Source organism: Paenibacillus sp. Y660 (assembly GCF_057221575.1).
Genome location: NZ_JBXBBJ010000004.1, coordinates 162,667 through 188,165, shown reverse-complemented (window position 1 = coordinate 188,165; position 25,499 = coordinate 162,667). Strand labels below are relative to the sequence as shown.

The following is a 25,499-nucleotide window of genomic DNA, read 5'->3' as shown; positions in this document are numbered from 1 at the left end:
CCGTTGTCCTTTAGCTTATTCCGGGAAAGCGGATTCCGTCTGTTTGTTTGTCCTCTATTCTAATAAATGTACGCATTGCCTGCTAAAAATGCTAGAGTTAGAGCCGCTTGCCGCTTCCTCATTGTTATCGATCGAATATATTAAAAAAAGGCTGTCCAATAGTCGTCGAAGCGACAACCTGGACAGCCTTTATACGTGAACGTCTATGCGTTAATTTTCTCTTTTGCGATGCCTGCAAGCGAGTTGAACGAAGTGATATCGTTAACTGCCAGGTCAGCAAGGATTTTGCGGTTAACTTCTACGCCCGCAAGTTTCAAGCCGTGCATGAATTTGTTGTACGAAAGTCCGTTGATGCGAGCTGCCGCGTTGATACGAACGATCCACAGTCTGCGGATGTCGCGTTTTTTGTTGCGACGGTCACGGTAAGCGTACATAAGGGACTTACCAACTTGCTCCTTCGCTGTTTTAAACAGACGATGTTTCGAACCGAAATAACCTTTAGCTAGCTTTAGAATTCTTTTGCGACGACGAGTGCGGACAAATCCGCCTTTGACTCTTGCCATGAATGGAAACCTCCTGTAGGTTGAATTAGCTTATTTGTTGTTGCTTTATATTACAAGTTGGAAAGGCCTTGCTTCAAACGACGAACGTCGCCAGCAGCCATAATCGGTTGGCCAGCAAGTACGCGTTTTTGACGACCGGATTTGTGTGAAAGCAAGTGGTTACGGTAAGCTTTGTAACGTTTTACTTTACCAGTTCCGGTAATTTTAAAGCGGTCTTTCAGACTGCTGTGAGTTTTCATCTTAGGCATATCAGTTATCCTCCTTAAAGTTCTTCATCAGTTGTTAGCTGTTGGTTTTGGGTGCCAAAATCATAATCATGCTCCGGCCTTCCAGCTTAGGAGCGCGCTCAACGCTGCATAATTCGGCAACTTCTTTTGAAAGACGATCCAAAATCTTTTGTCCTAGAGATGCATGCGCAATCTCACGGCCGCGGAATCTAACGGATGCTTTCACTTTATCGCCTTCACCCAGAAACTTAACGACGTTGCGATATTTCGTTTGGTAGTCATTTTCATCAATGTTGGCGCGGAACCAAACTTCCTTAAGATCAACGATCTTTTGGTTTTTGCGAGCTTCTTTTTCTTTCTTTTGCTGCTCATAACGGAACTTACCGTAGTCCATGATGCGGCATACCGGCGGCTTTGCCGTCGGAGCGACGTTCACCAAGTCCAAATTAAGTTCAATAGCCATCTGCAAGGCATCGCGAATCGATTTGATACCGATTTGCTCACCTTCAGCGCCTACTAAACGTACTTCTCTGGCCCGGATTTCATCATTGATTTGATGTTCTCTGCTAATAACGTGCCACCTCCAAAAATGGTTTGTTTCATGTTTTTACGCAATAAAAAAATGCGGGTTCGCTCGAACCCGCATCTCATAACCGTACATGTATGTCAGTGCATCATTTCAATTCGAAACAATGGAGTGACCAATCGATTATCGCGAACCAGTCAGCTTAAGCCGAAAGGTGAGAAGCGGGTGCTTCTGCTTGTGCGTCATTTAGTTAGTTGAAAATGTTACCGTGTTACTATACCATGGCCTACGAAGCTATGTCAACCGCTTATGCAAAATATTTTTCAAGCTACTGTAAAGTCCGCTTTTCTCTATTTGCTCTGTACTTCCTCAATGCGAACGACGCGCGTATGCTGCGTGTGGCTCCATGTTTTGTTGTTCTGAGTAAAGAAAGCATAGAATGTAATCGGCCACCAAGAGATTAGGAAGAACGGCAATGTCAGCAGATGCGCATACATCTTCCACGACTTCACGCCTTCAAGCATCAGCGCAAGCGGGAATTGAATGATTGATGCGACAGCAGCGATACCGACTACCCACCACGGCACGTAGTTGTACAGCGAATCCAAGTAATTTGAAGACGGAAGCGCGATATCGATCCAAATAATCAACGTCAAAAGAAAGCCGAGCAACGTGTTGTAAACGGAGATCGAGTAGATCGCCGAATCAAACTTCACAAAGTTGCGCTCCTTGATACTCGCCCAAAGGAGCGGAAAAAAATAATTGCGCGCCACGTTAAAATGTCCTTGCATCCAGCGCAGACGCTGCCTTGCGGAAGCTTTAAACGTAACTGGCTTCTCGTCGTATACTTTGGCATCGTAGTTCAGCACGGGGTAGATGTCGCGCTTCACGCAGCGCATTGAGAACTCCAAATCCTCAACGAGGCTTGTAGCTCCCCAGCCCATATCCTTCAGCAGCAACGAATCAAAGCACATGCCGGTACCGCCGAGAAAGTTGGCCATTTTCAAATTCGTTCTGGACAGCTGCCACAATCTGTTGCAGTACCAATAGGTAATCCCATATGCTGCGGTAACCCATGAGTCATCCGGATTTTTTGTATCCAAATAACCTTGAATGACCTTATGGCCCTCGCACAAATCATTGTTCATCAGCTGCAAGAAATCAGGATTTACTAAATTATCGGCGTCGAACATGACAATTGCATCGTACTGGCGGGGCAAAGCCCACAGCTCTTTGAGCATCCATTCAATCGCATAGCCTTTACCGCGCAGAAGCTGATTCGTTCTCTCGCAGGCGTTGACGCCATGGCTCCGGCTTATATCGGCCGTACCGTCTGTACAGTTATCGCAAATAACAAATATATCGTATAGTTCTTCTGGATAGTCCATTTTTTTCAAATTCTCGATTAGCGCTCCGACTACTTTTTCTTCGTTGTGAGCTGCCACTAGCACGGCAAATGATTTTTGCGGTGCGTGATGCTTCCGGCTTATGTTTTTGGCCAAGCCGAAGATGGAAATGCTGAATTGATAAACCGCGATTAACGCCATTACTACTTGAAATGCAATAAAAATAACACTCAGAACCATGCGGTACTGCCCCCTTGAGACCCCATTTTTTTTGCTCTTTTCAGCATTCGTTCACGGCTGCTGCAAGCTTTTATTATATATTTTCTCTCTGTTATGAGTGTTTCTCTGCAAACACTCGCGGATCTTTATTGATTCTCCACAGAAACAACTTCTTTGTCAAAAGTTGAATTAGTCTCGATTATGCTTAATCTCGTCAGAAAAACGCTTGCATGGCATATCAATGAACGCATTACCTCCTTTTACGACGGCTCAGTCTTATTTTCAACCATTTGCTGACTTTTTAGCACTAACGTCCTTATTTACGATAAAATGTGTGAAAATGTTTCTGGGATTGAGAAGCGACTATGTGACGAACAGGTGAACATGAGGAATCAAAATGACACCTTTCGCTATTTCGACATTATTTGCCTTAACGCGTGGAAATATGTCCATTACAGTTTTACCATCAACTGCACATTATTAAACAGCAATTTGAAAATCATTATTTATACCAAGCTATGCTAAACTTTAATATTGGGACAAGAAATAGTTTACGCCCAGCGAACAAAAACATGCTAAAATTGATTTTATTACAATACTAAGAAGAAATAAGTTACAATTTTAGCCACCGTTAGGAGGACAACAGCGATGGAACGAATGATAGGCTGGCTGAAGACAAGTGAGCAAAAAGTGCTGATTTGGGCAAATCGGAGACCTGCAGGGGGGAAAAGACATCGACTCCTAGGCAAATGGTTAAGTACGGTCACACATATGGGCGGCGCCACTTTTACGCTTGCAACCGCCCTTATATATGCAATTCTAGCACCGACTCCTTGGAGCATAACTGGCTGGCAATGCTTGGCTGCCGTCATCATTAGCCACTTGCCAGTTGCAATCGTCAAACGCAAATTCAAACGGCTTCGACCTTATCAGGCCTTGCAGGGAGTAAATACCGGTCATAAGCCGCTGATGGATTCTTCCTTCCCATCCGGTCATACAACAGCTATTTTTGCTTGGCTTGTACCTATTTTGCTCACGAGCGGCATTTGGCTCACTCTGATGGTGCCATTAGCCTTAATAATCGGAGTTTCGGTTGGATGGTCGAGGATGTATCTTGGGTTGCATTATCCGTCCGACGTTGCGGCAGGCGCACTCATCGGAACGGTAACTGCTCTCGCGGTCAATTATTCCTGGGTTGGACCAGCTATTGGACTGAACTAGTTGTCTTCCTCATCGAAATCGTTCGAATCTGCTTCGATCGCTTCCGCCTCTTCCTTAATCGACTTCTCATGCCTCGCCTCGCGGTGCTTCCTCAGCGCTTCAGCGCCGATTACCGCTTCTACACGATAAATATTTTGCCCTTTTTCCATAAATTTCATCTCATACTCGGTAAACACAAGGTCCTCTCTAGGACCTTCTTTGTGTAGATGGAGCGAAATATTACGCATGATAAGCTCCATTTCCGCGAAGCTGTTCAATGAAAACTCAAACAACGATTGCGAATCTGTCTTAAAATGAATCTCGCCGCGCTCGTTCAGCAGCTCGATATATTTCGCAACGAGCCTAGGATGCGTTAATCTCCGGCGCGCATGCTTGCTCTTTGGCCATGGGTCGCTAAAGTTAAGATGAACGCGTTCGATTTCGCCTGGCGCGAACATCGTCTCAATGCCTTCGATATTGGCACGCAGCAGCGCCAGGTTCGGCGGATGCGACTCCCCTTTTTGCTCCCAAACGATTCGTGCTTTCTCGCTCGCGCGGCGAAGCAGCTCGTCGTACATATCAACGCCAATAAAGTTGATGTGCGGATAACGTGCGCTCATCTGGCTGATGAAACGGCCCTTGCCCATACCCAGCTCTACATAAATAGGCTGATCGTTGCCGAAAAACTCATTCCACTTTCCTTTGTGTGGCGCAGCATCGAGCACTACTAGCTCTGGCTGTCCCTCTAGACTCTCGCGAATACCTTTTCTTCCTCTTAAACGCATATGCAGTGATTCCTCCATTTATCGTAGACGATGCAACGAATAGACTAGTCCTTATTGTGCCGAAGAATGAGTGCAAAGTAAAGAGGAATGGTTAAGCAACTCGGACAAACCTTCTTATTATAGAAAAAAGCCGCGGCCATATTACGGCACTGCGGCTTGCATGTTGTGTATTTTGCTGCACGGCTTATGTTTTAAAGCAGCAGCTGGTAGGGAATCGGACCGTTCTCTTGCTGATCGCGCTCATAAGTTTCGACCAACACTTCGTTCAATTTCTTCCGTGCAGAAATTTCTACTCCATGGTTATTGTGAAAACGGACACCCGTAAGCGCCATCAGTTCTTTAACAGTCAGCTCGACAGTAACCGTGTCGTCGCCGCGTAAAATTTTGGATACGTTATTCATCTCTAATCACCTCATCGATTTATTTAAAAAAGTATTTCCATTTAATCGACGTTTCATGAATGTAAGTGCAATTGGGATATGTTAGGTTTTTTTGTTGTTTTGTCGCACTTTTAATATAACACTTCATGTAAGGTTATGCAAGCCCAAAATGACCATTTTCAAAAATAATTTCCAAATAAAGCGGTTTCCGAACGTTCTTCGGTCCGACTTACAACAAACGTGGCTTTTCCACTCGCTTTTCGCTAAAATATAGGATGTACGTCTTGAAAGAAGGGGAAAACGATGATTGAACTACGCACATCGTCGCAAGAGACAATGCTGTGGGGCGATAAACGATTTCATACATGGAATTACGAAATGCGGGAGCAGTTTGGCGGCAAAGTTTTTAAGGTGATGCTTGATGCCGGCTTTACTTGCCCAAACCGCGACGGGTCAATTGCTAAGGGCGGCTGTACGTTTTGCAGCGCTCGCGGCTCAGGCGATTTTGCCGGCAGCAGACGGGATGACCTCGTTACGCAGTTCAATAACATACGCGATCGCCAGCATCAGAAGTGGCCCGATGCCCAGTACATCGGCTACTTCCAAGCTTATACGAATACATATGCGCCCGTAGAAGAGCTTCGCGAATATTATGAAGTGATTTTGCAGCAGCCCGGCGTAGTCGGCCTTTCGATTGCTACACGCCCCGACTGCTTGCCTGATGATGTCGTCGATTATTTGGCGGAGCTGAATGAGCGTACCTACCTTTGGGTGGAGATGGGGCTTCAGACGGTGCATGAATCCACTTCCGAGCTGATCAACAGGGCGCATGATACAGCCTGCTATCTCGATGCCGTGAGGCGTCTGCGCGAGCGCGGCATACGCGTATGCGCGCATATTATTTATGGACTTCCTCAGGAAACCCATGAAATGATGCTCGACACCGGTCGCGCCGTCGCCAAAATGGATGTGCAGGGAATCAAGATCCATTTGCTTCACCTTATGCGTAAGACGCCTATGGTCCGTCAGTACGAGGCTGGGCTGCTGCAATTCCTTGAGCAGGATGAATATGTGAATTTGATCGTTGACACGCTGGAGTTTTTGCCGCCCGAAATGATCGTTCACCGCCTAACAGGCGATGCGCCGCGCGATCTGCTCATCGGTCCTATGTGGAGCCTTAAGAAATGGGTAGTGCTGAACGCCTTCGACGACGAGCTGAAGCGACGCAACACCTGGCAGGGCAAGCTATGGCAGCAGGAGGTCTAATTGGAATGTACGATAGTAAATTTAGCTGCTCTTGGTGCATAAGCAAGGACTTATTCCTGTCAGCAGCAGCGATTGGAGGTGCATGATGGGCTTTCTTTCGGTGCTGAGCATGGCGCACAAGTGGATCGCCGAGCGGACCTCCCCTGGCGATATCGTCATTGATGCAACCGCTGGCGGAGGCATCGATACGCAGGCGCTTGCTGCGCTCGTCGGACCAAACGGTACCGTGTATGCCTTCGATATCCAGCAGGAGGCGCTCGACCGTACCCGTGAGCGCCTCTACGCTATCGAAGGCGGCTGCAAGCTGCCTGATGTGAAGCTAGTGCTTGAGAATCATGCAAGGATGGCTGATGCGGTTGATCCAGCAATCGTTGGACAAGTCTCCGCAGTAATGTTCAACCTCGGCTACTTGCCGGGAAGCAGCGACCTCACGATCATAACGGAGCCCGCTTCGACGCTGGCGGCGCTAGATGCAGCTATTCGACTGCTGCGCTCGGGCGGTATCGTAACCTGCGTATTATATCCAGGACATCCTGGCGGCGCTGAAGAAGCAGCCTCCGTAGAAGCTTGGGCTGCGCAGCTTCCGCAATCACTTGCACAGGCGGTAACTTACCGCCAATCGCAGCGACCTGCTGCACCGTATCTCGTCGCTCTCGAGAAACGGCCGACAGCTGGTAAGTAACGAGGCGCAAGACGCAGTTCATGTAATTATTTTGGTCATTACGTCCCTTTTCACCGTTACTTGTTCAACCTATGCTTAAGGGTAGTTTTAGAAAAGTAACATCAATACATACAACCGACATGGGAGAGATAACTTATGACAGTAAAACCTTATCCGCTGCAATTCAAACCGGAAATGAAAGAACGCATTTGGGGAGGACGCGCGCTTGAGAGCTTTGGTCTTGAGCTGCCTGAAGGGTCTATCGGCGAAGGGTGGATGATTGGTGATCACCCTAACGGCACAACGAAAGTGATGAACGGCGAGCTTGCAGGCGCTGGCCTTGACCAGATTCGTGAAAACTACGGCCGCGTTTGGTTCGGCACACAGGGCTTCTCTGAGAAAAACGGACGTTTCCCGCTCCTTATTAAACTGCTCGATTGCAATGATGATCTATCTATTCAAGTGCATCCTACGGACGTCTACGAGGGTCTTCCAAAGGGTGAGCTCGGCAAGACCGAAATGTGGTACATTCTTGATGCTAAGCCGGGCGCCAAAATCATTTACGGCTTGAAAGACAGCGTTGACCGCGCCTCTATGGAAGCCGCTATTGCGGAAGGCCGCATTATGGATACGCTGCAGGAGGTATCCGTCGAAGCTGGCGATGCCTTTTATATTCCTGCCGGTACTGTTCATGCATTATGCTCAGGTGTTGTAGTAGCTGAAATTCAGCAAAACTCCGATACGACCTATCGTTTGTTTGACTACGACCGGCCAGGCCTTGACGGTCAGCTGCGCGAGCTTCATATTGAAGATTCACTAAACGTTATCGCCTACAAAGGCGCTGGCGCTCAGCGTATGAAAACCGACAATGCGGTCGCTGGCGAATGGCTCAATATCGCATCTTCCCCTTACTTTATCGTAGAAAAAGGGATCGTAGCCGCTTCTTGGCAGCTATCTACTTCGCTAGAGAGCTTCGTTATTCTAGTCATCGCGGAAGGTGAAGGCCGTTTGAAATGGGCGGACGGCGAACAGTCTGTCAAAGCGGGCGAGTGCTTCCTGCTTCCAGCTAATCTTGGCGACTACACGCTTTCGGGCAGCATGACGGTTCTGCGCAGCGTTGTTCCTGCTTAAATATTGCAAGAAGAAGGGGCGTGCCAAAAGGTCAATTATGACCTTTGGCACGCCCCGTTTTATTTTGCATAAAGCTATCCTTGCAAAGCTCCTTGCCCTACTTCGATCGACAACGTGAACGGACGCGGCTTCGGCTTGCTGCTGCCTGCCTCAAGCGCGTACAATACGACAAGCAGTGTATGCTTCTCCCGTACGACCTCTCCGGTTGCTAGGAATGTCGCCAGATCAAATGGCAGCCTCTCGATTACCGCATGCTTATGAAGCTCCTTCTCGCCAAAGCGCAAAGCTGCAAATTCAGCAGATACATCGTCCGGACGTTCCGCAAGACGGCGCATCCAGCCGCTCCATACGGACTTGTCCATCGTAAACTCCCACCAGGTTTTGCGCGGCTTGTAATTATGATTAAGGAAATAATCATATTTCATTAGCCCGAGCACGACATCGGCATCAAGGCGCGATCCAGCAATTGCAAGCACCTCGTCGAAGGTATAGGCAGCTTTCTTCGAATCATCCTGCAGCGACGGAAGGGAATCGATTCCCTTCTTCCCTGGCAGCGGCAGCGTTTGAAGAAACGCCCATAGCCTGGCGTACAAATCCTCAAGCTGGTGACCGATCTTCTGCCAGCCGCTCCGCTCCCAGAAATCGCCGAACGCCTGGAAGAAATCAAACGGCGAAGGGAATACGCGATCTACTAAATAGAGCAGCGTATGATCCATCCGATGCGCGTTCCAGTATTTCTCGAGCACATCCTCTACCCGCTTGATGCGAACGATATCGCCAAAGGTCATTAAATCATTGCCGAGCATTTCATAGGGTGATCTATCCATATAAATATAGCCCCATTTGTCCGCTTCGCGGCGCAGGCCGGTGCCTCGCAGCATTTTGAGGAAGCCAAGCTGAAGCTCCTCGGGACGCAGCTCGAATACGTCGTTGAACGTGCCGCGGAACGTATCGTAATTTTCAAGCGGCAGACCGGCAATCAAATCGAGATGCTGATCGATCTTTTGCGAGTTTTTCACCTTCATAACGGTACGAACGAGCTTCATCCAATTTTGACGGCGCTGAACCGCTTCGTTTGTCGGATCATTTGTTGACTGTACGCCGATTTCGAAGCGGAATATGCCAGGAGGCGCATTTTCAGCCAAGTAGTCAAGCACTTCTGGCCGCATGATGTCTGCCGTAATTTCAAATTGAAAGACGCAGCCTTGATGGTTTTTGATTAAAAATTCGAATATTTCGAGCGCGTAGTCCCTCTTGATATTGAACGTTCGATCGACAAACTTGATGAGCTTTGCGCCTTTTTCGATCAAATACAAAATATCCGCCTTCGTCCGCTCCATATCGTAGTAACGAACGCCAACCTCGATGCTGGATAGGCAAAATTGGCAGCTGAACGGACAGCCGCGGCTTGTCTCAAAATAAACGACACGGCTCCCCAAATGAGGAATATCCTCCTCAAAGCGATGCGGCGACGGCAGCTCGTTCAGGTTCAGCTTCGGACGGGGCGGATTAATCAGCACCTCGACGCGGTCCTCGCGCTGCTTCCGGTAGGTAACCCCAAATACCATATGGTATTTGCCGTCCCCCTCGATCTCAGTCAGCAAGTGATGGAACGTCTCCTCGCCTTCCCCAACCACGATAAAGTCAACCTCTTGCACGCGCTCCATCCAGTAGTCCATATCGTAGCTGACTTCCGGGCCGCCGAGGATGATCTTAATTTCGGGCATGATTTTGCGCAGCATATTGATGACGGTAATCGTCTCTTCGATGTTCCAGATATAGCAGGAGAATCCGACTACATCAGGCTTGCGCGAGAAAATATCCGACACGATGTTCATCACCGGATCTTTGATTGTATACTCAGCAATATCGATATCGAATCGGTCTCCGCTGAACGCCTTCAAGCAGCGCAGCGCCAGTGACGTGTGTATAAACTTAGCATTTAATGTGGACAGTACCACTTTCATAGCAGCATAACCTCTCTAACTTAAGCATTTGCTTATGAAGCGCGATAAGTGACAGCTCACTGCGCTCATAGCAAGATGCCTTCTATTGTACCGAAAAAAAAAGAAAAAAAGAAGAGGCACCCGTTGCTGCAAATCGCAGCAGCAGATGCCTCACTTCCATTAATCTCTAACTTTTATAAATAGCTCATCCTTAAGCTGCATGTCGATGACCGGAAAACGTACCCGCCACTTATCGCTGGCTAGCGATGTGACTTCACCCGCAGCAAAATCGCGCGGCTCGAAGCCGTAATCACGCTGGAAGGAAATAACAACTCGAATTTTATCATCAGGCAGCATTCGATGGAACTCATAGCCTAAATTAATCGTCCATACCCGAAGCTCCTCCGCCGATTTAGGTCCGTAATACATGTAGAAAAACGGATCAATATCAGCTGTCAGCACTAGCCATCCTGGAGCATCGCGCTTCGCTTCCCATTTGGTAAACGCCGCCAAGCCATCATCTGTCGACAAGGAAGAATATTGATCCTTGAGCAGCTTCTCAATATCGGTCAACGATACGCCAACCAGTGTCTCCGGCAAGCTGGAAGGTAAAAACTTAGCGTTCGCTATTTGTTCATCAGTCATTTCGCTTTGTAGATTAGCCGCGTGTATAACCGAAACAGCAAAGTTTAGATCAGCACTTGCATCTGAATAGCCGCTTGCTGTAATGCCTACTAGGTCGCCATACTCGTTAAACAACGCTCCGCCAGAGCTTCCGTGATCGATTGGCGCGCTTGTCTGTATGTAACGAATGTCATCCTCGAAGAAAATGCTGCTGACAAGGCCGTCGGAAACCGTATTTTGCAAGCCTAATGGACTTCCAATCGCGATGACTCTGTTGCCTTTATAGGTGTTTAAGCCATAGCCCAGCTCAATCTCCGGCAAGCCGATTGCCTTTTCTGTTTTGATGATGGCCAGATCCGCTTTCTCATTATAGCTGGCTACGCCTGTAATTTTCAGCTCTTCGCCATCAAGGGTAAGTGCTGTTGCGGAGGCTGCGTCAACGATAACATGATAATTCGTAATGATTAGGTTTTCGCCAATGATTACCCCGCTGCCCTGCCCGCGATTCGTTGTGATCATAACGATGCTCTCATCATATTTGTCTACGATTTCTTGGCTTGAAAGCTTAGGTCGATTTTTCTGCTGCTCGAGCCACTCGTTGTCTTCAGCTTCCTCAGCGGCCTCCGGCGATGTAATCCGAACGGCGTTAGCGGCGCTGTCCCATTTGACTGCAGCGCTGAAAGCTTCGGATATGAAACGAACCGGTACGAATGTAACGCCCTTGCGAACGACTGCCGGCGCATCAAGCTTCACTGTTTTACCATTAATGACCGCTTGCTTATTGCCTACCTTAAGGGATATAGATAAATTGCCTTTACGTCCGATTATCGTCTGCGTCTTGCTCTCCCAGGTTACGGAAGCGTCAAGCGCCGTAAAAATATCACGCATCGGTACAAAGGTTACACCTTTCTCAGCGAAAGCCGCTGCAGAGAGCGTAAGCTTCTTGCCGTCCACTACAACCTGCAATTGTTGAGCCTTGGAAGCTGTCGCCTTGGAAGCTGTCGCCTTGGAAGCTGTCGCCTTGCTAGAGACGCTAGCCGCCGCAGCGGAGCTGTCGGTGAGTCCTGGCAATGGCGCCAGCAATAAGCCAGCTACTAGCAATGGACTGAGCAAAGTTTGATAAAGTTTGATTTTCACGCGGTAGTTTCCTCCAATATTTCACAATTTAACCAGATGATATCTCTACCATTTATCCTACCATTCCTACTAATGCTTTGTCTATGAAATCGGTTTTCATAACTAGCAGAAAGGAGCCAAATAGAAGATTAGAACTGAAGCCTTCACTCGTGGTATAGTAGGAGCATTGAATCTAGGAGGTTTTTAAGCATGCACAGGGGAAAAAAGCGCGGAGCTCCTCAATCACAGGCAGATAAGAGCAAGTCCTATCCGGTCACAGAACCGATGGAGCTGCTGCCTTTTCTTATAAAAAACATTTCCGGTGCGGGACGAAATGTCGTTAAATCGATTTTGGCGCACGGTCAGGTATCCGTTAGCGGGAAATCGACTACCGCATATAACTATCCGCTGGAGCCCGGCCAGACGGTTACCGTTGGAAAAGAACGGCCGCAGGAGAAGATTCCGCTTGAAGGGCTCACTATTATGTTCGAGGATGAGCATATTATCGTCATTAAGAAGGAAGCCGGACTCCTGTCCATATCGTCAGACGCTGCACCGGAGCATGAAGTTACCGCCTATCGCCAGCTAACAGCACATGTACGGGTGGAAAATACGAAAAACCGGATTTTTGTCGTTCATCGGCTAGACCGCGACACATCGGGCGTCATGATGTTCGCAAAGAGCGAAGCGGTTCAGCAGCAGCTGCAAAACAGCTGGCAGGATTCGGTTCAAGAGCGGATCTATGTCGCGCTAGTTGAAGGTGCCGTTAAGAAGGAGCAAGGAACCGTCACCTCATGGCTGAAGGAAAGCAAGACGCTCAAAATGTACTCAAGCTCTCACCCGAATGACGGTTTGCACGCCGTTACCCACTACAAAGTGCTGCGCGCCAATAAAAACTTCTCTCTGCTCGAGGTGAATCTCGAAACCGGCCGCAAAAACCAAATTCGCGTTCATATGGAGGACATCGGCCATCCGGTCGTCGGCGACAAAAAGTACGGCGCACGCACGCGAATTATCGGCAGGCTCGGACTTCATGCTCGCGTACTCGCCTTCACGCATCCGATTACTGGCAAGCTTGTGCGCTTCGAAACAGAAATTCCGAAGCTGTTCCTCAAGCCGTTCCACGCAACCGAGTAGCGGCAACACCAAAAGAAGCATCAGCCGCCTATCACCTGCGCAGCTGATGCTTCTATTTAATAAACCAGGAGGATACCACTATGCCACATATAATATTTCGCGGAGTGCCAGCCGAGAAGCTGCAATCCGTCACTGCACCGCTTGCCGATGAGCTTGCCGCCTTATGCGAATGCTGCTCAGATAATTTCACCATGGCTTGCCTGAATACGACCAGCGTCTTCGGCAGTCAAGAAAGTGAAGCTAACTTCGCCTTCATCGAGGTAGGCTGGTTCGAGCGCGGGCAGCAGGTGCGAAATCGCTTCGCGCAGATTGTTACCAACTATGTCCGCCAGCTTGGCATATCCGAGATCGAAATCGTATTTCATGCGTATCGCGAAGACAGCTACTATATTAATGGCGAGCCTGTCGAAGGATAGATTCAATCCATGCTCCACACCACATCATCAACATTCAACCAGCCCGCTCCCCCGACAAAATAAACAGAAACCGTATCGTTCGCAGCAACTGAAACAGCCGGCAGCTTTATCTCTGCGTATTCTTCTTGAGATAGGACTTTCAGCTCTTGAGCCATCACACCATTTATAGAGATGCCAACCGTGCCGCCATCCCCGCCAGCACTTACTTTTGCGGACAGTACGTATTCCCCGGCATTAGCGCTTATAAATGTCTGAGTGGCGCTATGCTCTGTGCCGGGATCGATGTACATGAGGTTAGAGCCTTCAAACGGTCGATTTGTTCCGATTCCTGCGCCAGCCGTAAACGACCAATACCGCTGACCTTCCTCGAAGCTGCCGTTTTGAAAAGTTTCATGAGCCTCCGGCGGTTTTATCATTCCTTTACCGCTGACAACCGTGTAATGCTTGAAGCGCTTAATTCGGTATCCTGAATTCTCGTCAGGAATAGCGTCGTTATTGCTAAAAATATAAGCAGCCTCCTCATCCGGCTTGAGCTCAGGCTTCCCAAAATGGTACCTGCCGAAGGAGCGTACAAATTGAAAGGGCTGTCCAGGGTTTATATACTCGACCGTGTCTATAAATTGCTGCGGTTCGATCTTTTCATAAAATAACACGTAAATATAAGGCATCATCACTTGGTCTGTTACATAGATATTGCCCTCCGTCTCATCTGAGGCGTACGAGATGGCTTCGCCAAAGGACTCATAGAACATCGGGCTTATTTGCTTCGCATAGGCAGTGAAATAATGTCCGCAGAACAATAGAAAGAAAAGTGTGAACGCGCCGATGGCAACGACCAGCGAATATTTGATTTGCTTATGCAGCCACATCAAGCCAGCAACAGCCAAGTACAGCGTCGGGTAAAAAATAATATTGATCCGGTTGATGTTCACATCCGTAATGAGCGTCAGTAAGACGGCTGCTCCGAACCAAATGGCGATAATCGCAGTCTCCACGCGGAACTGCTTCACTAATTTGAAGCTCCCATACAGAATGCCTATACCGATAAGCGGCAAAGCGAGCGGATACATATAGCCATATTCAGGTATCGCATTCCAAAGCAGGCCATCATTTTGGTTGATATACAAATTCAAAAATAGCTTGAAATGTTGAACGAACATCGATAGGGCGTTGCCTTCGAATGCCGATGATACTTGCTCCACTCTGGGAACGGTAAGCTTCGGTATGGAGAACAGCCATTGAACCGGCGACATATTGAACCTGTTTATTAGAACAAACAAGCCGATTGGCGCTGCTAAAATAACGAAGACGACGCTATTCCACAGCAGGCTGCGCAGCTTGAACACCTTTCTTGCAACGAGCAGGCTGAGTACGCCTAGTCCAAACACCGGAACAAAAAAATAGGCAGTGCCGTAAGCATAAAGCGAAGCGGCAAGCGTTATCGTGAAGCCAATCAGCCACCTCGGCTGATGGAACGCTTTTAACAAGAAAAATACGGCAAGCAGAATCAGAGTGGGGAAAATATTCGACTCAAGCGCCCACCTGGACATCATAATATGCCACGGACAGATGACGATAAAAAAGGCCGCTACAGCAGCTGCGTGCTTTCTCTTAAATAGCTGATTAGCTATCACATAGAATAGAACCATGCTTAGCAGCCCAAACAGTATGCTCACCATTCGAACCGATAACGGATTTAATCCGAATAAATAGATGAAAGGCATAGATAAATACGCATAAAGCGCATTTTGGCCGCTTCCCCATGCGATCAAATGAATCGGCAGCGAAACGCCATTCCGATCGATTCCATAATGAAGAAGGGAATACGCCTCGTAGCCGATCGAAGCCTCGTCCTGATTTAAGCCGCCAGGAATAGAGCCTGCGTATATGACCCTCACTGCTGCTCCGATTAGAAACAGCAGCAGGAGCAGTTGGTTTTTTTTCACCCATTCGATCGTACTCGTCATTACTGTGGTTCACCGCTTCTTGTAGAAGTATTAGACTGACGAATCGGGTATAAATAGAAGAAGAGCAGCGCGATGAGCAGCGCAGCAAACGGTATAACGCTAAGCATCGAGCGGATGCCCCATACGGCCGCTTCCGATTGCACGGCATCCTTCACATATCCGGTCGCCTCCAATATAAGCCCAAGCACAACCGCTTGCAGCGAGATGCCCCATTTGACGATAAAGCCGTTCATGCCAAAGTACATGCCTTCCCTGCGAACCCGCGTACGCGTCTCATCCTCGTCGATAATTTCGGACAAAAGCACATCCAGCAAAACGAGCAGTCCCGCTAGGCCGATGCCGATTACAGCCGCAGCCGCAGCAGCCGCTGCAACGCTTGCTACGAATAAGAAAGGCAGCATGGCAAGCGCATAGATGCTAATTGCAGCAATGACCGTTTTGCGCGCTCCCCATTTTTGCAGCAGTCTCCCCCATATGTATACGAAAGGAATAGCTGCAACGAAGATAGCGCCTAGCAAAATCGTATTGCTGTCTTCCGAAGCTCTGAGCACGTATTTGGTAAAGAAAGGGATAGCAGCAGGCAGCATCGCAAAGGTGAACTGCGCAAAGAAGCTGCCGATTACAAATAGTACAAAAGCTTTGTTCGAGAACGTAAATTTCAATGACTGGACGAACCCAATCTCTTCGCGCTGTACGACGATTTTTTCCTTGCTTGCCGATACCATCACGATAAAGAAAACAAGCGCAATGCCTGCAAAAGTCGCCCCCATCGGACCCCAGCCAAGCTCACCGTATACGAGCGGAGGCAGCGCCACGCCAATAATCATCCCGAGTATACCGAACATTTGCCGCCACGAGGATACCTGCGCGCGCTCCTTGATCGTCGTGAACATTTCAGGAAACAGCGCGGAATAATTCAGGACGACCATGACGAACAAAATATCATATAGCAGAACGATCGTTAGAAAATACCAGAACAAGGCGGAGCCTGTGCCGATCGGAAACCATATTGCCGTAAATAAAGCCGCCAACGGCACCATGCCAAACAGCATATAAGGTATCCGCCTGCCAAAACGTGAGCTCGTCCGGTCGGAAAGATGTCCAAAGAGCGGATTTAATACCGCATTCACGATACCGTGAATCACCATGGCAACACTGATTAAGGCCGGTCTTACGCCCAGCACATCCACATAATAAAAAACGATGTAGGATGCAAAAGCTTGTGCAATTAAATTAACAGATAAATTTCCTGAGCTGTAAGCTAATTTCGATTTAAAGCTTGCATTGGCCATAAATAACACGCTCCCGGTTACGATGAAAGTCTATTACAAACCATGTTTATAACTCTCTCATCTTACCTTACAAACCCTTATTATTCCATATCTAACTTTTAAATTAACTAGATATGCTTAACCATTCGAATATACTGGCTTCCGCTCACTTCAATCATGCCTTCCTCAATGAAATTCAACTTTTTATAAATGGCGTGCGCTCTCGTATTGTATGGCTCGACAATCAACGAAAGCTTGTTGTAGCCTTCCTCTAGGCCCTTCTGTTCAAAAGCGCTAATAAGTGCTTTGGCAATGCCTTGCCCTTGAAAACGCTCATCGACAGCGATTGAATCCAAATAATATTCGCCTTCTTGCGCTTCCACGGCGATGATCTCGTTAGAGCGAGGCCCCTTATCCCGCCCTGGCCGCGTAACAAAAGCCTCGTCGAGCGCGGCTGCTCCATCTCCTGCATAGCTGATTAGCATCCCTGCTATTCCCTCTTCCCTTCGATCAACGAGCACATGCTTATAGCTAATCCGATTGTCTTCACGTGTATAAAAGTCGGATAATATGCGCTCTGCCTCTGCTCTGTCATCGGTTCCCGCAAGCGTGTAAGCGATGTTGCCTATCGCAGCAAGCATAAGCGGCAATACTTCCTGTACGTCTTCTTTTCTGGCTGGTCCAATCATGGTGACATCCCTCATTCTTTTTATGTTCTGTTATAATAGATAAATATTGTTTCTGAAGGTGATGAAGTAGTGAGTAATGACTATTATACATTTCCCATAGGCATTCGAGACAGCAAGGTCCCCTTTGCCCCCCGGGCAGAGGCCGAAACAAGCCGCCAGCTTGTTGGCGCCAGTGCAGTGGATGCTGGTTTTTTCCGTGCGCTCGAGCAGTACGGCATTTCGCTCAACCGCCCCCAAATTGCTGCGGTGCGCCATGAAAAAGGGCCTGCGCTCACGCTTGCAGGTGCCGGTTCGGGCAAGACATCTGTACTCGTATGCCGAACAGCATATTTGCTAGCCGTCCAGCAAGTCCAGCCGCAGCAAATTTTGCTGATGACCTTTTCCAAAAAAGCCGCAGATGAAATGCGAAGCCGCATTCGCTCGCTTCCTGTGCTGAATCCGCAGGCGGCAAGCGGCGTTGAGGCCCGAACCTTTCATTCGTTCTGCCTCCAGCTGCTAAGGGGGCGCGGCTATCGTCAAGGGATACTTGGCGAAACCGGACAAAAGCATATTTTTTTCAAGCGGCTCATGCGCGAGCTGCTGCTGCAAAACGACTATGAGCCGGAGACGCTGCTTGCCCAGCTGTCGGCGATTAAGCTGCAAATGATCAACGTAAGCGATCTTCCAGCAGCGACAACGGAAGAGAGAGAGCTGAAGCTGCTGTTTACCCGTTACGAGCAGTGGAAGAAGGAGCTGGATAAGCTCGACTACGATGATCTTCTGTTGGAAGCGTACAAGCTTCTCAAGGATGACGCGGAGCTGCTTGCAACGCTGCAAAGACGCTTTCAGTACGTTATGATCGACGAGTTCCAAGATACGAATCAAGTCCAATACGTCCTCATTCAGATGCTCGCTGACAAGCATCGCAACCTGATGGTCGTAGGCGATGACGATCAGACGATCTATTCCTTCAACGGAGCAAAGAACGATTATATTTTGAACTTCGAGCATCAATATCCCGGTGCGGCAACTTATATATTGGATATCAACTACCGCTCGACCAGCACGATCGTTGGGCTTGGCAATGCGATCATTCAATATAATAAGCTGCGCAAGGAGAAATCGTTACTGGCTGTGAAGCCAAAAGGCGCAAGCCCATCCTACGCGCGGCTCAAAACGACGCAGGACGAAGCAAAGCTAATCGTAGATACCATTATGTCGCAAACGACACAAGGCAAACGCTCCTTTGGAGACTTTGCTGTTTTGTTCCGTACAGCGAGCAGCAGCAGAGCGCTAATCGAGCTGCTTCTAACAAAGGAGCTTCCGTTTATCGACTTCGGCGACGGCCAGCTATTTTATGATCAATGGACCATTAAGCCTCTGCTTGCGCATCTAAGGCTTGCCCAGGATCGCCGAAACTTCGATGCGATGGAAATTTTGCTCCCTTCTCTCTATGTCAACCGGGAGCAGGCAATGGCCTTCATATGGAACCAGGACAGGCAGCGTGCGAAGAAGTGGCCGCTCATTCATCTCCTTGAATTTCCGCAGCTGAAGGACTTTCAGAAGGACAAAATCAAAGAGCGCATCAAACTCGTTAAATCGTTGACCGATATGAAGCCTGCTTCAGCTATTATGCAGCTACGTCAAGCCTTTTATGACCAATTTCTAGAAACGAGCAAGCGCCATGAAATGACGGAGCACAAAGAAGGGCTAAAGGAAGTGCTCGATGAATTCGAGGCCGCCGCAAGCACCTACGATACGATCGAAGCGTTCCTCGCCTATATTGATGATATTACGGACAAGCATGCTGCCGTACAGCAGCTTCAGAAGCATGCACATAACCGCAGCGCCATATCGTTGATGTCGATCCATAAATCCAAGGGACTTGAATTTCCGGTCGTATTCGTGATCGGCGTCTCGGAGGGCATTCTCCCTCATAGCTCTGCGCTTGCAGCCGACAAACATAGTGATCGGAGCTCCATCCAGACTGGCGATGATGCGCTTGCCGAAGCGCTGGAAGAGGAACGGCGGCTCGCTTACGTTGCCGTCACAAGAGCGCAGGAAGAGCTGTACATTAGCTCACCTGCTCTATATCGCGGCAAGCCTGCAGAGCTTTCGCGCTTTATCCGCTCCGCCTTTATGAAGGAGGAAGAGGGAGTTTCCGAATCGGCTCTCGCATGGCTTTGCACCAGCGATTCCTGCGAGGTATGGCAGCGGATTATAACGTACGAGGATTCGCAATCGGAGACTCGTGCATGCCCGTTATGCCAATCGCCTATGGAGCAAGGAACGAAGATACTGCCAAAGAAAAAGTGAAAACTCTCGCTTATTATTGAGCGGCAAATCATTGAGATGCATACGCAAATCGGCGTCGATATCATCGATAAAATCTATGCCGAGCTGAATGATGATTTATTTAACCAGGAGCTTGAAATGGGCAAATAAAACAGCGAAAGCCTAAACATGAAAATCATGCTTTAGACTGCCGCTGTTTTTTGTCATACGTTCTACTCCGCTCCATATATGGCACGGAACTCATCCTCCAGCATAGCCATCGTGATCATATCATGGTACTTCCCGTCCAAATAAAGCGCATCCCGCTCCACTCCCTCGCGTTGGAAGCCAAGCTTCTCATATACATGGATGGCACGGGGGTTAAAAGCGTAAACGCCCAGATGAATACGATGCAGCTTAAGCGTCTCAAATCCGTACCGAAGCATATGGAGCATCGCTTCCGTACCGTAGCCTTTACCGCGATGCTGCGTCCCTTGAATGCCGATCCGTATATTCGCACTGCGGTTGACCGTATCGATTTCATTCAATACAACCTCTCCCAGCAGCTCATCCGTTTCCTTTAATATAATCATAAAGTCAACACGTGCTTCATCTACGACGCTAATTTTCCGAATCCACGCTTCTATTGCATCGCGGGTAAAATCCGTTTGCGAGCCCGTCAGCAGAGTCATCTCGGAATCTTGCAAAAAAGTATAATAGGCATCCAAATCAGATTCCCGCGCCATTCTTAAGTCAATGCTGCTTTCCTTTATTTGAGGCTCTGTTATTTGTTCCTTCAAGGCTAATCCTCCTATACTCACTACTGTCCTTGTCTGCCGGCAGCCTTCCTAGTTGCATAAAATCCCCCTCCCAGGACAACACAGCAGCCTGCGTATATTATGCAAACTTGCTCTCGTATTCGCCATCAATCAGATTTTACTTTCGGATACCTTCATAAGTCCTTTTCTGATTAGGTTGGCAGAAATAGGCTCTTTCCCGATTTCACGTGCCCATACAGACAATTGACCGATATGGTGGATTTCATGAGCGATCACATGACGCAAGATTTCTCCCCACGCGAACAACTCAACGCTCCCGTCCGGCTTATTGTCATAAAAAGGACGATGCTCCATGCTAGCGTCCCAAGTGCTTACGAATGGTTCAACTTCTGCGTGAAATGCAGCGTCAAGCTTACGCACCTTATCCAAAGTGCTGTAGTCCTCAAAGCTTTCTTCGAAATCAGGTTTACCCTGGATAACTCGAATCCAGCTCCACTCCACATCAACAATATGGAACAGCGTGTGCAAAATGCCGCCAACGCCGCCTGTTCGGCTGCGAAGCAGCTCCTCCTCCGGTACGTCCTCGCACCACCGATACCACTCTTCCCTGACCAGCCAATTGTAATGGAACATTGTATGCAATAGGAAAACCTCCTTTTAATAGGTGCAATTATGCTCTGGAGCTCGTTAACGTTTCGTCGACTATAATTGATAACAGCTTACTACAACTGGAAGCTTTGTTCTATGTAGAAAACAGGTATAATGAATGGATGGTGCTGGTTGCCGATTACTGCTGTAAAATGAAAGGACTGCCGAGCGGCAGTCCTTTGTGAAAGTAGTCAGAAAATGCTGTCTTGTCTTAATGACTGATTACATACCGGAATTTTGTCGCTTTAGTCTTTTGCCCAAAACTTATACTCGGCTGGAAGATACTCCGCCCTTGCTGACTGCTGTAACGGCAGGTGATCAACTGGTGAAATTAGCTTTACTTGATCTCCCGGCTTTATATGGAGGCTGCTGCGCAGTACTTTTATCATTTTGAGAAGAGGCGGCAAACCTCTCTTGAAATAGGAAACGTGGCCAAGATCATATAAAATGTTCAATGCATGAGAAAAAGTTAGCATATGAAAATTATTAACATTTAGGAAGAATGAAGATAAAACAAGGAGGCTTCACTTTTGAAAAAATAGATTCAAGCAACAACAGCTTCACTTTCGGTCATTGGAATCACAAAAACATTTGATGCTTGAAAAAATCGTGTACGGAACGATAGATAGTCAAGGCAAAAGCACCGAGCTTGGCTTTAACGACTACAGCTTGATCAAAGAATTAGCGGATGTCATGATTGTACCTATCGAGGGAGAAGTCCGAACTGACAAGCAGACATAGAAAGTAAAATAAATGGGCATCGGCAGTCTACAAATCGAAAATGATGTCATAGGCTGCCGATGTTCCTGCTTAATAGCCCCTATTTACCTTCATTTGAGATCTAATTAAAGCTTTAAAACCATGAAGTCCTCATCAAAATACTGCCCGTTGAATTTCAAGGCGCTCCGCTCTACGCCATAAACCACGAATCCAATTGATTCGTAAAGCTTCTTCGCGGATTCGTTATTAGATACGACTGTTAAGTTCACTTGCTCCAAACCATCACAAGCTTTTGCCATTATGATTAGTTCAAGCATGAGCAGCTTCCCCAAACCCTTGCCTCGCATTTCTGGAACTACGTACATCCCGTAAACATTGCCTTTATGGGCAGTTTTCAAGCCGTTATCACGCATAAAAGTTACAATCCCCACTAACGAACTTTTAGCATCAAAAGCACCGATAACAAATTTATCCGTAGTCGGTTTTATTCGCTCTACTACCGTTTCAAGTGTATATACCGCTTCTCTCTCAAAAGTTGATCCAAAGGCTTCTGGATTGACCTTAAGCGAGCTTAACCGTAATTGTTGGTACAATGAGGCATCCGATTGTCCAATACACGTATATTCATTGCTTCATCTCCTTATTCGAGCACAATAAGCTCGCTATGGAACGAGCTTACTCCCTGCTGGTTCCGAACCTTTGAGCATTTCTCGCGCGGGCACGCTCAATCTCCACCTCGCGGTTCCGAGAATCTGCGTTTGTTACAAGGGAATCCAGCAGCGTACGGGCGGCGGCTGCCACCTCCTCTACAGCACGATGAAAGGCCTCCTCATTCGCCTGTGACGGCTTGTTGAAGCCCGAGAGCTTTCTAACGAATTGGAGCGAAGCCGATTGGATCTCTTCCTCTGTCGCGGGCGGGTCAAAGTTAAATAACGTCTTAATATTTCTGCACATGTTCTTCTCCTTTTTAATCGATATTTTGTTGTTTCGCAGCATAGCTATATTATATTTTCACCTAAAGATCCTCCAAGTTATTATCATTTTACCATACCCCTATCTACCCAAATAGACGTGCCTAAGGTGGAAAAGTTCCTCAAACGATTGACATGATGAAAAGCGCAGGATCATAATGGTAGCATAAAATAATGTTAAATTGTCGTTCTTTGCTCTAGTTAAATTATCGATGAATTAGGAGGGGCAGCCCATGGCCGATCAAGACAGCCAGCATGGCGACTGCAAGGAGAGTGCCGGCTCCAGCATCTGCGAGGTGTTGCAAATATTGGGCGCCAAATGGGCTTTCCTCGTTCTTGAGGAGCTGCTGAGGGGTCCGCAGCGGTTCAATCAGCTCCAGCGCAATGTAGCCATCGTCAAGACCCAATCCCTTACGGATACCCTTCGTCACTTGGAAAAAAACGGTCTTGTTTTGCGCGAGGTCTTTCCAACAGTCCCCGTCACGGTGGAATACTCTCTGACGGAGAAGGGCAGCGATTTTCAAACAGCGTTAATGGAAATGGATAAATGGGTGCAAAAGTGGGGCAACACGGTGCAGACCGCTCAACCTTCTGAAAAATCATCTTAATCGCGTTGTGTAATGAACCGCCAGGGGATCTATCCCTTGGCGGTTTTTTGTCATGGACATAAAACCTCTCACTTACTTAAAGTTAGTTAGTCCATATAAATGGATGATGTCCAACTGTTTTGCGTTCTTACTTATCTAAAGTAACTTGATTATAATTCAGTTAAGCATTTTGCCGGACGCGGCCAACTGCTTGAATAACAACATCGGCTTTCATCCAAAGCGAGGAATCCATCATACCCAAATTGAAAGGACTAAACCATTATGAACCGGATTGTCATTTATATTTTAACGATAGCTGTCTTCTTCACCGCTACCTCGGAACTCGTCGTTGCTGGCATTTTGAATATATTGGCAGACCAAATGCAAGTTTCCGTTGCTCTGGCTGGGCAGCTTATTACCGTCTATTCACTCGCTTTCGCGATTGGAACCCCTGTCGTCGTATCGGTGACTTCGCGAATGGGACGAAAAAAGCTGCTGATTCTTGCTATGCTTTTCTTCATTGCCGGCAATCTCGCCTCATTCCTCAGGGAAGCAGGAAACTCCATCATGTTCACGTATTTAACTCCTTTTCTAGACTCGATTTTGCATAGGAGCGTATCCTCAATCGGGTTGATCATGCTGGCATTCGGAATTGCTGGGGCAATCGGCTCCCGCATCGGAGGCTCCGCTGTCGACAAATGGGGAAGCGTACGCATAATGATCACAAGTATGGTTGCTCATGTCATAACGCTTGCCTTGCTTCCGCTGTCCATTCACTCGTTCCCTCTTGCCATAACACTTCTTTCGATTTGGGTTATGTCCATGTTCATTATGGGCCCTGCAACGCAAACCTACTTCATCGAGAAAGTGCCACAATCCGCAAATCTCGTCATCAGCCTAAACACTTCCGTGACCCAGATCGGCCTGGCGATGGGGGCGGGAGTCGGGGGCATGGCTGTAACATGGAACGAGTCTGTTTTATACAATCCATGGATTGCTAGCACTTCGCTGCTTCTGGCATTCATCGCTGCAGTCATCTCCTTCCGGAAGAGCAAAAGAATGCTCATCAACCCCTCCATTCAATAACCACCACGAATACCCGCTTTTCACTTCAAAAAAAAGACCGTCGTTCTCAGGTAGAGTATTCTACCCGAAAAGGACGGTCTCTTCGTAATTTGCTAAGCGTAAGCTGTTCTCTTCCTTACAGCGCCGGCGCCGTGAAAGAGCGAGTAGCAAACTCAGCGTCGAGCATATAGAAAGCGTTGCTGTCTTTGTCGATCCGCTTCAGCTTATGAATGATATTGTCAAACAGCGCCTCTTCTTCAACCTGCTCATCGATAAACCATTTGAGGAAGTTGATCGTCGCATGCTCACGATCGCTGATCGCAAGGTCAGACAAATTGTAGAAGCGTTTCGTATTTTGCTGCTCATGCCCGTAGCCTTGCTCAAATGTGTCCAAGATGGACGCGTAATCGTTATTTGGCTCTCCTAGAGCGGAAAGCGTCGCACGACGGCCGCGGTCGTTCAGGAATTTGTATATTTTCATAGCATGAAACCGTTCTTCCTCAGCTTGTACAATGAAGAAGTTAGCGAAACCATCCAAGCTCTCGCCCGAACAATACGCTGCCATTGCTAGATACACATGCGCTGAATAAAATTCAAAATTCATCTGTTCATTTAAAGCTTCTGCCAATCCATCATTCATGCTCGTGCACCTCAACTTTCCTAGATTGTACTTATTCTAACATAAAAATAAAGAACGGCAAATGCCGTTCTTGTAAATGTATCCATATTTAATTGTTAACCGATCATTTTTTTCAATCGTTTATAGAGCTTCTCTGGAGACGGTGCGCTAACCGTCTTCGACTTAACGACGACGAAGCACTCTAGCTTGCAGGTTTTGCAATCGCCGAGACAATCGCTTTTCTTCTGCTTAATATCCGGATATTCGCTTTTCATTGCCTTAAAAATCGGCTCTGAACCATTCTTTAAATTCCGTTTGCAATACTTTATCTTCTTCATCCGATTCACCCCGCAGCGCAACGAAGGATTTGCTTCCTACTTGATGATA

The 25,499-nt window shown here is 47.8% G+C and carries 27 protein-coding genes and 1 other annotated feature; of the genes, 10 read left to right on the top strand and 17 right to left on the bottom strand.

What is annotated here, in order from left to right; translation table 11 throughout:
• Nucleotides 1–203: 203 nt before the first annotated feature.
• The 4 genes from rplT to AC2TDN_RS07820 all read right to left on the bottom strand — a co-directional run bounded on the left by rplT (nucleotide 204) and on the right by AC2TDN_RS07820 (nucleotide 2,902).
• Nucleotides 204–563, bottom strand: coding sequence for a 50S ribosomal protein L20 (gene rplT, locus AC2TDN_RS07835; RefSeq protein WP_053374532.1), 360 nt, complete (start codon nucleotides 561–563; stop codon nucleotides 204–206).
• 50 nt (nucleotides 564–613) lie between these two features.
• Entirely contained in the window at nucleotides 614–811 is a 198-nt protein-coding gene (gene rpmI / locus AC2TDN_RS07830) for a 50S ribosomal protein L35 (RefSeq protein ID WP_482067267.1), read from the bottom strand.
• Nucleotides 812–845: 34 nt separating this feature from the next.
• Nucleotides 846–1,343, bottom strand: a complete 498-nt coding sequence (gene infC / locus AC2TDN_RS07825) for a translation initiation factor IF-3 (RefSeq protein WP_053374530.1) — start codon at nucleotides 1,341–1,343, stop codon at nucleotides 846–848.
• A gap of 57 nt (nucleotides 1,344–1,400) precedes the next feature.
• Nucleotides 1,401–1,559: a sequence feature (ribosomal protein L20 leader region), on the bottom strand.
• Between the two features lie 107 nt (nucleotides 1,560–1,666).
• Entirely contained in the window at nucleotides 1,667–2,902 is a 1,236-nt protein-coding gene (locus AC2TDN_RS07820; RefSeq protein ID WP_484687537.1) for a glycosyltransferase family 2 protein, read from the bottom strand.
• Between the two features lie 627 nt (nucleotides 2,903–3,529).
• Between AC2TDN_RS07820 and AC2TDN_RS07815 the strand changes: the two genes are divergently transcribed.
• Nucleotides 3,530–4,102 (top strand): phosphatase PAP2 family protein, encoded by a 573-nt coding sequence (locus AC2TDN_RS07815; protein WP_482067269.1) that lies wholly within the window; start codon nucleotides 3,530–3,532, stop codon nucleotides 4,100–4,102.
• Here AC2TDN_RS07815 and trmB read toward each other — a convergent pair.
• Together trmB and AC2TDN_RS07805 are read right to left on the bottom strand one after the other, a co-directional pair.
• Nucleotides 4,099–4,866 (bottom strand): tRNA (guanosine(46)-N7)-methyltransferase TrmB, encoded by a 768-nt coding sequence (gene trmB / locus AC2TDN_RS07810; RefSeq protein WP_482067270.1) that lies wholly within the window; start codon nucleotides 4,864–4,866, stop codon nucleotides 4,099–4,101. The genes AC2TDN_RS07815 and trmB overlap by 4 nt on opposite strands.
• A 191-nt stretch (nucleotides 4,867–5,057) precedes the next feature.
• On the bottom strand, nucleotides 5,058–5,267 hold the full coding sequence (locus AC2TDN_RS07805; protein WP_053374526.1) for a hypothetical protein: 210 nt from the start codon (nucleotides 5,265–5,267) through the stop codon (nucleotides 5,058–5,060).
• Between the two features lie 282 nt (nucleotides 5,268–5,549).
• Here AC2TDN_RS07805 and mnmL point away from each other — a divergent pair, with 282 nt between their 5' ends.
• From mnmL to AC2TDN_RS07790, 3 genes are all read left to right on the top strand, one after another.
• The gene (gene mnmL / locus AC2TDN_RS07800) at nucleotides 5,550–6,512 is read left to right on the top strand and encodes a tRNA modification radical SAM protein MnmL/YtqA (RefSeq protein WP_484687536.1); all 963 of its coding nucleotides are present in this window, start codon (nucleotides 5,550–5,552) and stop codon (nucleotides 6,510–6,512) included.
• 85 nt (nucleotides 6,513–6,597) lie between these two features.
• Nucleotides 6,598–7,194 carry a tRNA 5-(aminomethyl)-2-thiouridylate-methyltransferase MnmM gene (gene mnmM, locus AC2TDN_RS07795; protein ID WP_484687535.1) on the top strand — a complete coding sequence of 199 codons (597 nt, stop codon included), beginning with the start codon at nucleotides 6,598–6,600 and terminating at the stop codon, nucleotides 7,192–7,194.
• A 135-nt stretch (nucleotides 7,195–7,329) separates the two neighbouring features.
• Complete coding sequence (locus tag AC2TDN_RS07790; protein WP_484687534.1) at nucleotides 7,330–8,304, top strand: type I phosphomannose isomerase catalytic subunit; 975 nt, start codon at nucleotides 7,330–7,332, stop codon at nucleotides 8,302–8,304.
• Between the two features lie 74 nt (nucleotides 8,305–8,378).
• On the opposite strand, the gene AC2TDN_RS07785 is transcribed toward AC2TDN_RS07790, so the two are convergent.
• Nucleotides 8,379–10,271 carry a B12-binding domain-containing radical SAM protein gene (locus AC2TDN_RS07785; protein ID WP_484687533.1) on the bottom strand — a complete coding sequence of 631 codons (1,893 nt, stop codon included), beginning with the start codon at nucleotides 10,269–10,271 and terminating at the stop codon, nucleotides 8,379–8,381.
• 159 nt (nucleotides 10,272–10,430) lie between these two features.
• Nucleotides 10,431–12,011, bottom strand: a complete 1,581-nt coding sequence (locus tag AC2TDN_RS07780; protein WP_484687532.1) for a stalk domain-containing protein — start codon at nucleotides 12,009–12,011, stop codon at nucleotides 10,431–10,433.
• Nucleotides 12,012–12,200: 189 nt separating this feature from the next.
• Between AC2TDN_RS07780 and AC2TDN_RS07775 the strand changes: the two genes are divergently transcribed.
• Together AC2TDN_RS07775 and AC2TDN_RS07770 are read left to right on the top strand one after the other, a co-directional pair.
• Nucleotides 12,201–13,127: an RluA family pseudouridine synthase gene (locus AC2TDN_RS07775; RefSeq protein WP_484687531.1), complete on the top strand. Its 927-nt coding sequence runs from the start codon at nucleotides 12,201–12,203 to the stop codon at nucleotides 13,125–13,127.
• A gap of 80 nt (nucleotides 13,128–13,207) precedes the next feature.
• Nucleotides 13,208–13,543, top strand: a complete 336-nt coding sequence (locus AC2TDN_RS07770) for a DUF1904 family protein (RefSeq protein ID WP_484687530.1) — start codon at nucleotides 13,208–13,210, stop codon at nucleotides 13,541–13,543.
• Nucleotides 13,544–13,545: 2 nt separating this feature from the next.
• On the opposite strand, the gene AC2TDN_RS07765 is transcribed toward AC2TDN_RS07770, so the two are convergent.
• The 3 genes from AC2TDN_RS07765 to AC2TDN_RS07755 all read right to left on the bottom strand — a co-directional run bounded on the left by AC2TDN_RS07765 (nucleotide 13,546) and on the right by AC2TDN_RS07755 (nucleotide 17,470).
• Nucleotides 13,546–15,510 (bottom strand): glycosyltransferase family 39 protein, encoded by a 1,965-nt coding sequence (locus tag AC2TDN_RS07765; RefSeq protein WP_484687529.1) that lies wholly within the window; start codon nucleotides 15,508–15,510, stop codon nucleotides 13,546–13,548.
• Nucleotides 15,510–16,802: an MFS transporter gene (locus AC2TDN_RS07760; RefSeq protein ID WP_482067278.1), complete on the bottom strand. Its 1,293-nt coding sequence runs from the start codon at nucleotides 16,800–16,802 to the stop codon at nucleotides 15,510–15,512. The genes AC2TDN_RS07765 and AC2TDN_RS07760 overlap by 1 nt, the downstream gene beginning before the upstream one ends.
• Nucleotides 16,803–16,909: 107 nt before the next feature.
• A complete protein-coding gene (locus tag AC2TDN_RS07755) occupies nucleotides 16,910–17,470 on the bottom strand; it encodes a GNAT family N-acetyltransferase (RefSeq protein WP_482067279.1) in 561 nt (186 codons plus the stop codon).
• A gap of 69 nt (nucleotides 17,471–17,539) precedes the next feature.
• Here AC2TDN_RS07755 and AC2TDN_RS07750 point away from each other — a divergent pair, with 69 nt between their 5' ends.
• Nucleotides 17,540–19,765, top strand: a complete 2,226-nt coding sequence (locus AC2TDN_RS07750; protein WP_482067280.1) for a UvrD-helicase domain-containing protein — start codon at nucleotides 17,540–17,542, stop codon at nucleotides 19,763–19,765.
• A gap of 191 nt (nucleotides 19,766–19,956) precedes the next feature.
• Here the strand turns inward: AC2TDN_RS07750 and AC2TDN_RS07745 are convergent, their stop codons facing one another.
• Both AC2TDN_RS07745 and AC2TDN_RS07740 read right to left on the bottom strand, forming a co-directional pair.
• Nucleotides 19,957–20,523, bottom strand: a complete 567-nt coding sequence (locus tag AC2TDN_RS07745) for a GNAT family N-acetyltransferase (protein ID WP_484687528.1) — start codon at nucleotides 20,521–20,523, stop codon at nucleotides 19,957–19,959.
• A 129-nt stretch (nucleotides 20,524–20,652) separates the two neighbouring features.
• Nucleotides 20,653–21,144, bottom strand: coding sequence for a DinB family protein (locus AC2TDN_RS07740; protein WP_484687527.1), 492 nt, complete (start codon nucleotides 21,142–21,144; stop codon nucleotides 20,653–20,655).
• 597 nt (nucleotides 21,145–21,741) lie between these two features.
• On the opposite strand from AC2TDN_RS07740, the gene AC2TDN_RS07735 reads away from it, so the two are divergent.
• Entirely contained in the window at nucleotides 21,742–21,891 is a 150-nt protein-coding gene (locus AC2TDN_RS07735) for a hypothetical protein (protein WP_484687526.1), read from the top strand.
• Nucleotides 21,892–21,995: 104 nt separating this feature from the next.
• Here the strand turns inward: AC2TDN_RS07735 and AC2TDN_RS07730 are convergent, their stop codons facing one another.
• Entirely contained in the window at nucleotides 21,996–22,463 is a 468-nt protein-coding gene (locus AC2TDN_RS07730; protein ID WP_484687525.1) for a GNAT family N-acetyltransferase, read from the bottom strand.
• Nucleotides 22,464–22,545: 82 nt separating this feature from the next.
• The gene (locus tag AC2TDN_RS07725) at nucleotides 22,546–22,824 is read right to left on the bottom strand and encodes a DUF2277 domain-containing protein (protein ID WP_482067284.1); all 279 of its coding nucleotides are present in this window, start codon (nucleotides 22,822–22,824) and stop codon (nucleotides 22,546–22,548) included.
• A 250-nt stretch (nucleotides 22,825–23,074) separates the two neighbouring features.
• Here AC2TDN_RS07725 and AC2TDN_RS07720 point away from each other — a divergent pair, with 250 nt between their 5' ends.
• Together AC2TDN_RS07720 and AC2TDN_RS07715 are read left to right on the top strand one after the other, a co-directional pair.
• Nucleotides 23,075–23,449, top strand: a complete 375-nt coding sequence (locus tag AC2TDN_RS07720; RefSeq protein WP_484687524.1) for a winged helix-turn-helix transcriptional regulator — start codon at nucleotides 23,075–23,077, stop codon at nucleotides 23,447–23,449.
• 261 nt (nucleotides 23,450–23,710) lie between these two features.
• Nucleotides 23,711–24,514 carry an MFS transporter gene (locus tag AC2TDN_RS07715; protein ID WP_484687523.1) on the top strand — a complete coding sequence of 268 codons (804 nt, stop codon included), beginning with the start codon at nucleotides 23,711–23,713 and terminating at the stop codon, nucleotides 24,512–24,514.
• 115 nt (nucleotides 24,515–24,629) lie between these two features.
• Here AC2TDN_RS07715 and AC2TDN_RS07710 read toward each other — a convergent pair whose 3' ends face one another.
• Nucleotides 24,630–25,133, bottom strand: a complete 504-nt coding sequence (locus AC2TDN_RS07710; protein ID WP_482067287.1) for a ferritin — start codon at nucleotides 25,131–25,133, stop codon at nucleotides 24,630–24,632.
• 95 nt (nucleotides 25,134–25,228) lie between these two features.
• A complete protein-coding gene (locus tag AC2TDN_RS07705; RefSeq protein WP_482067288.1) occupies nucleotides 25,229–25,450 on the bottom strand; it encodes a DUF1450 domain-containing protein in 222 nt (73 codons plus the stop codon).
• Nucleotides 25,451–25,499 lie beyond the last annotated feature (49 nt).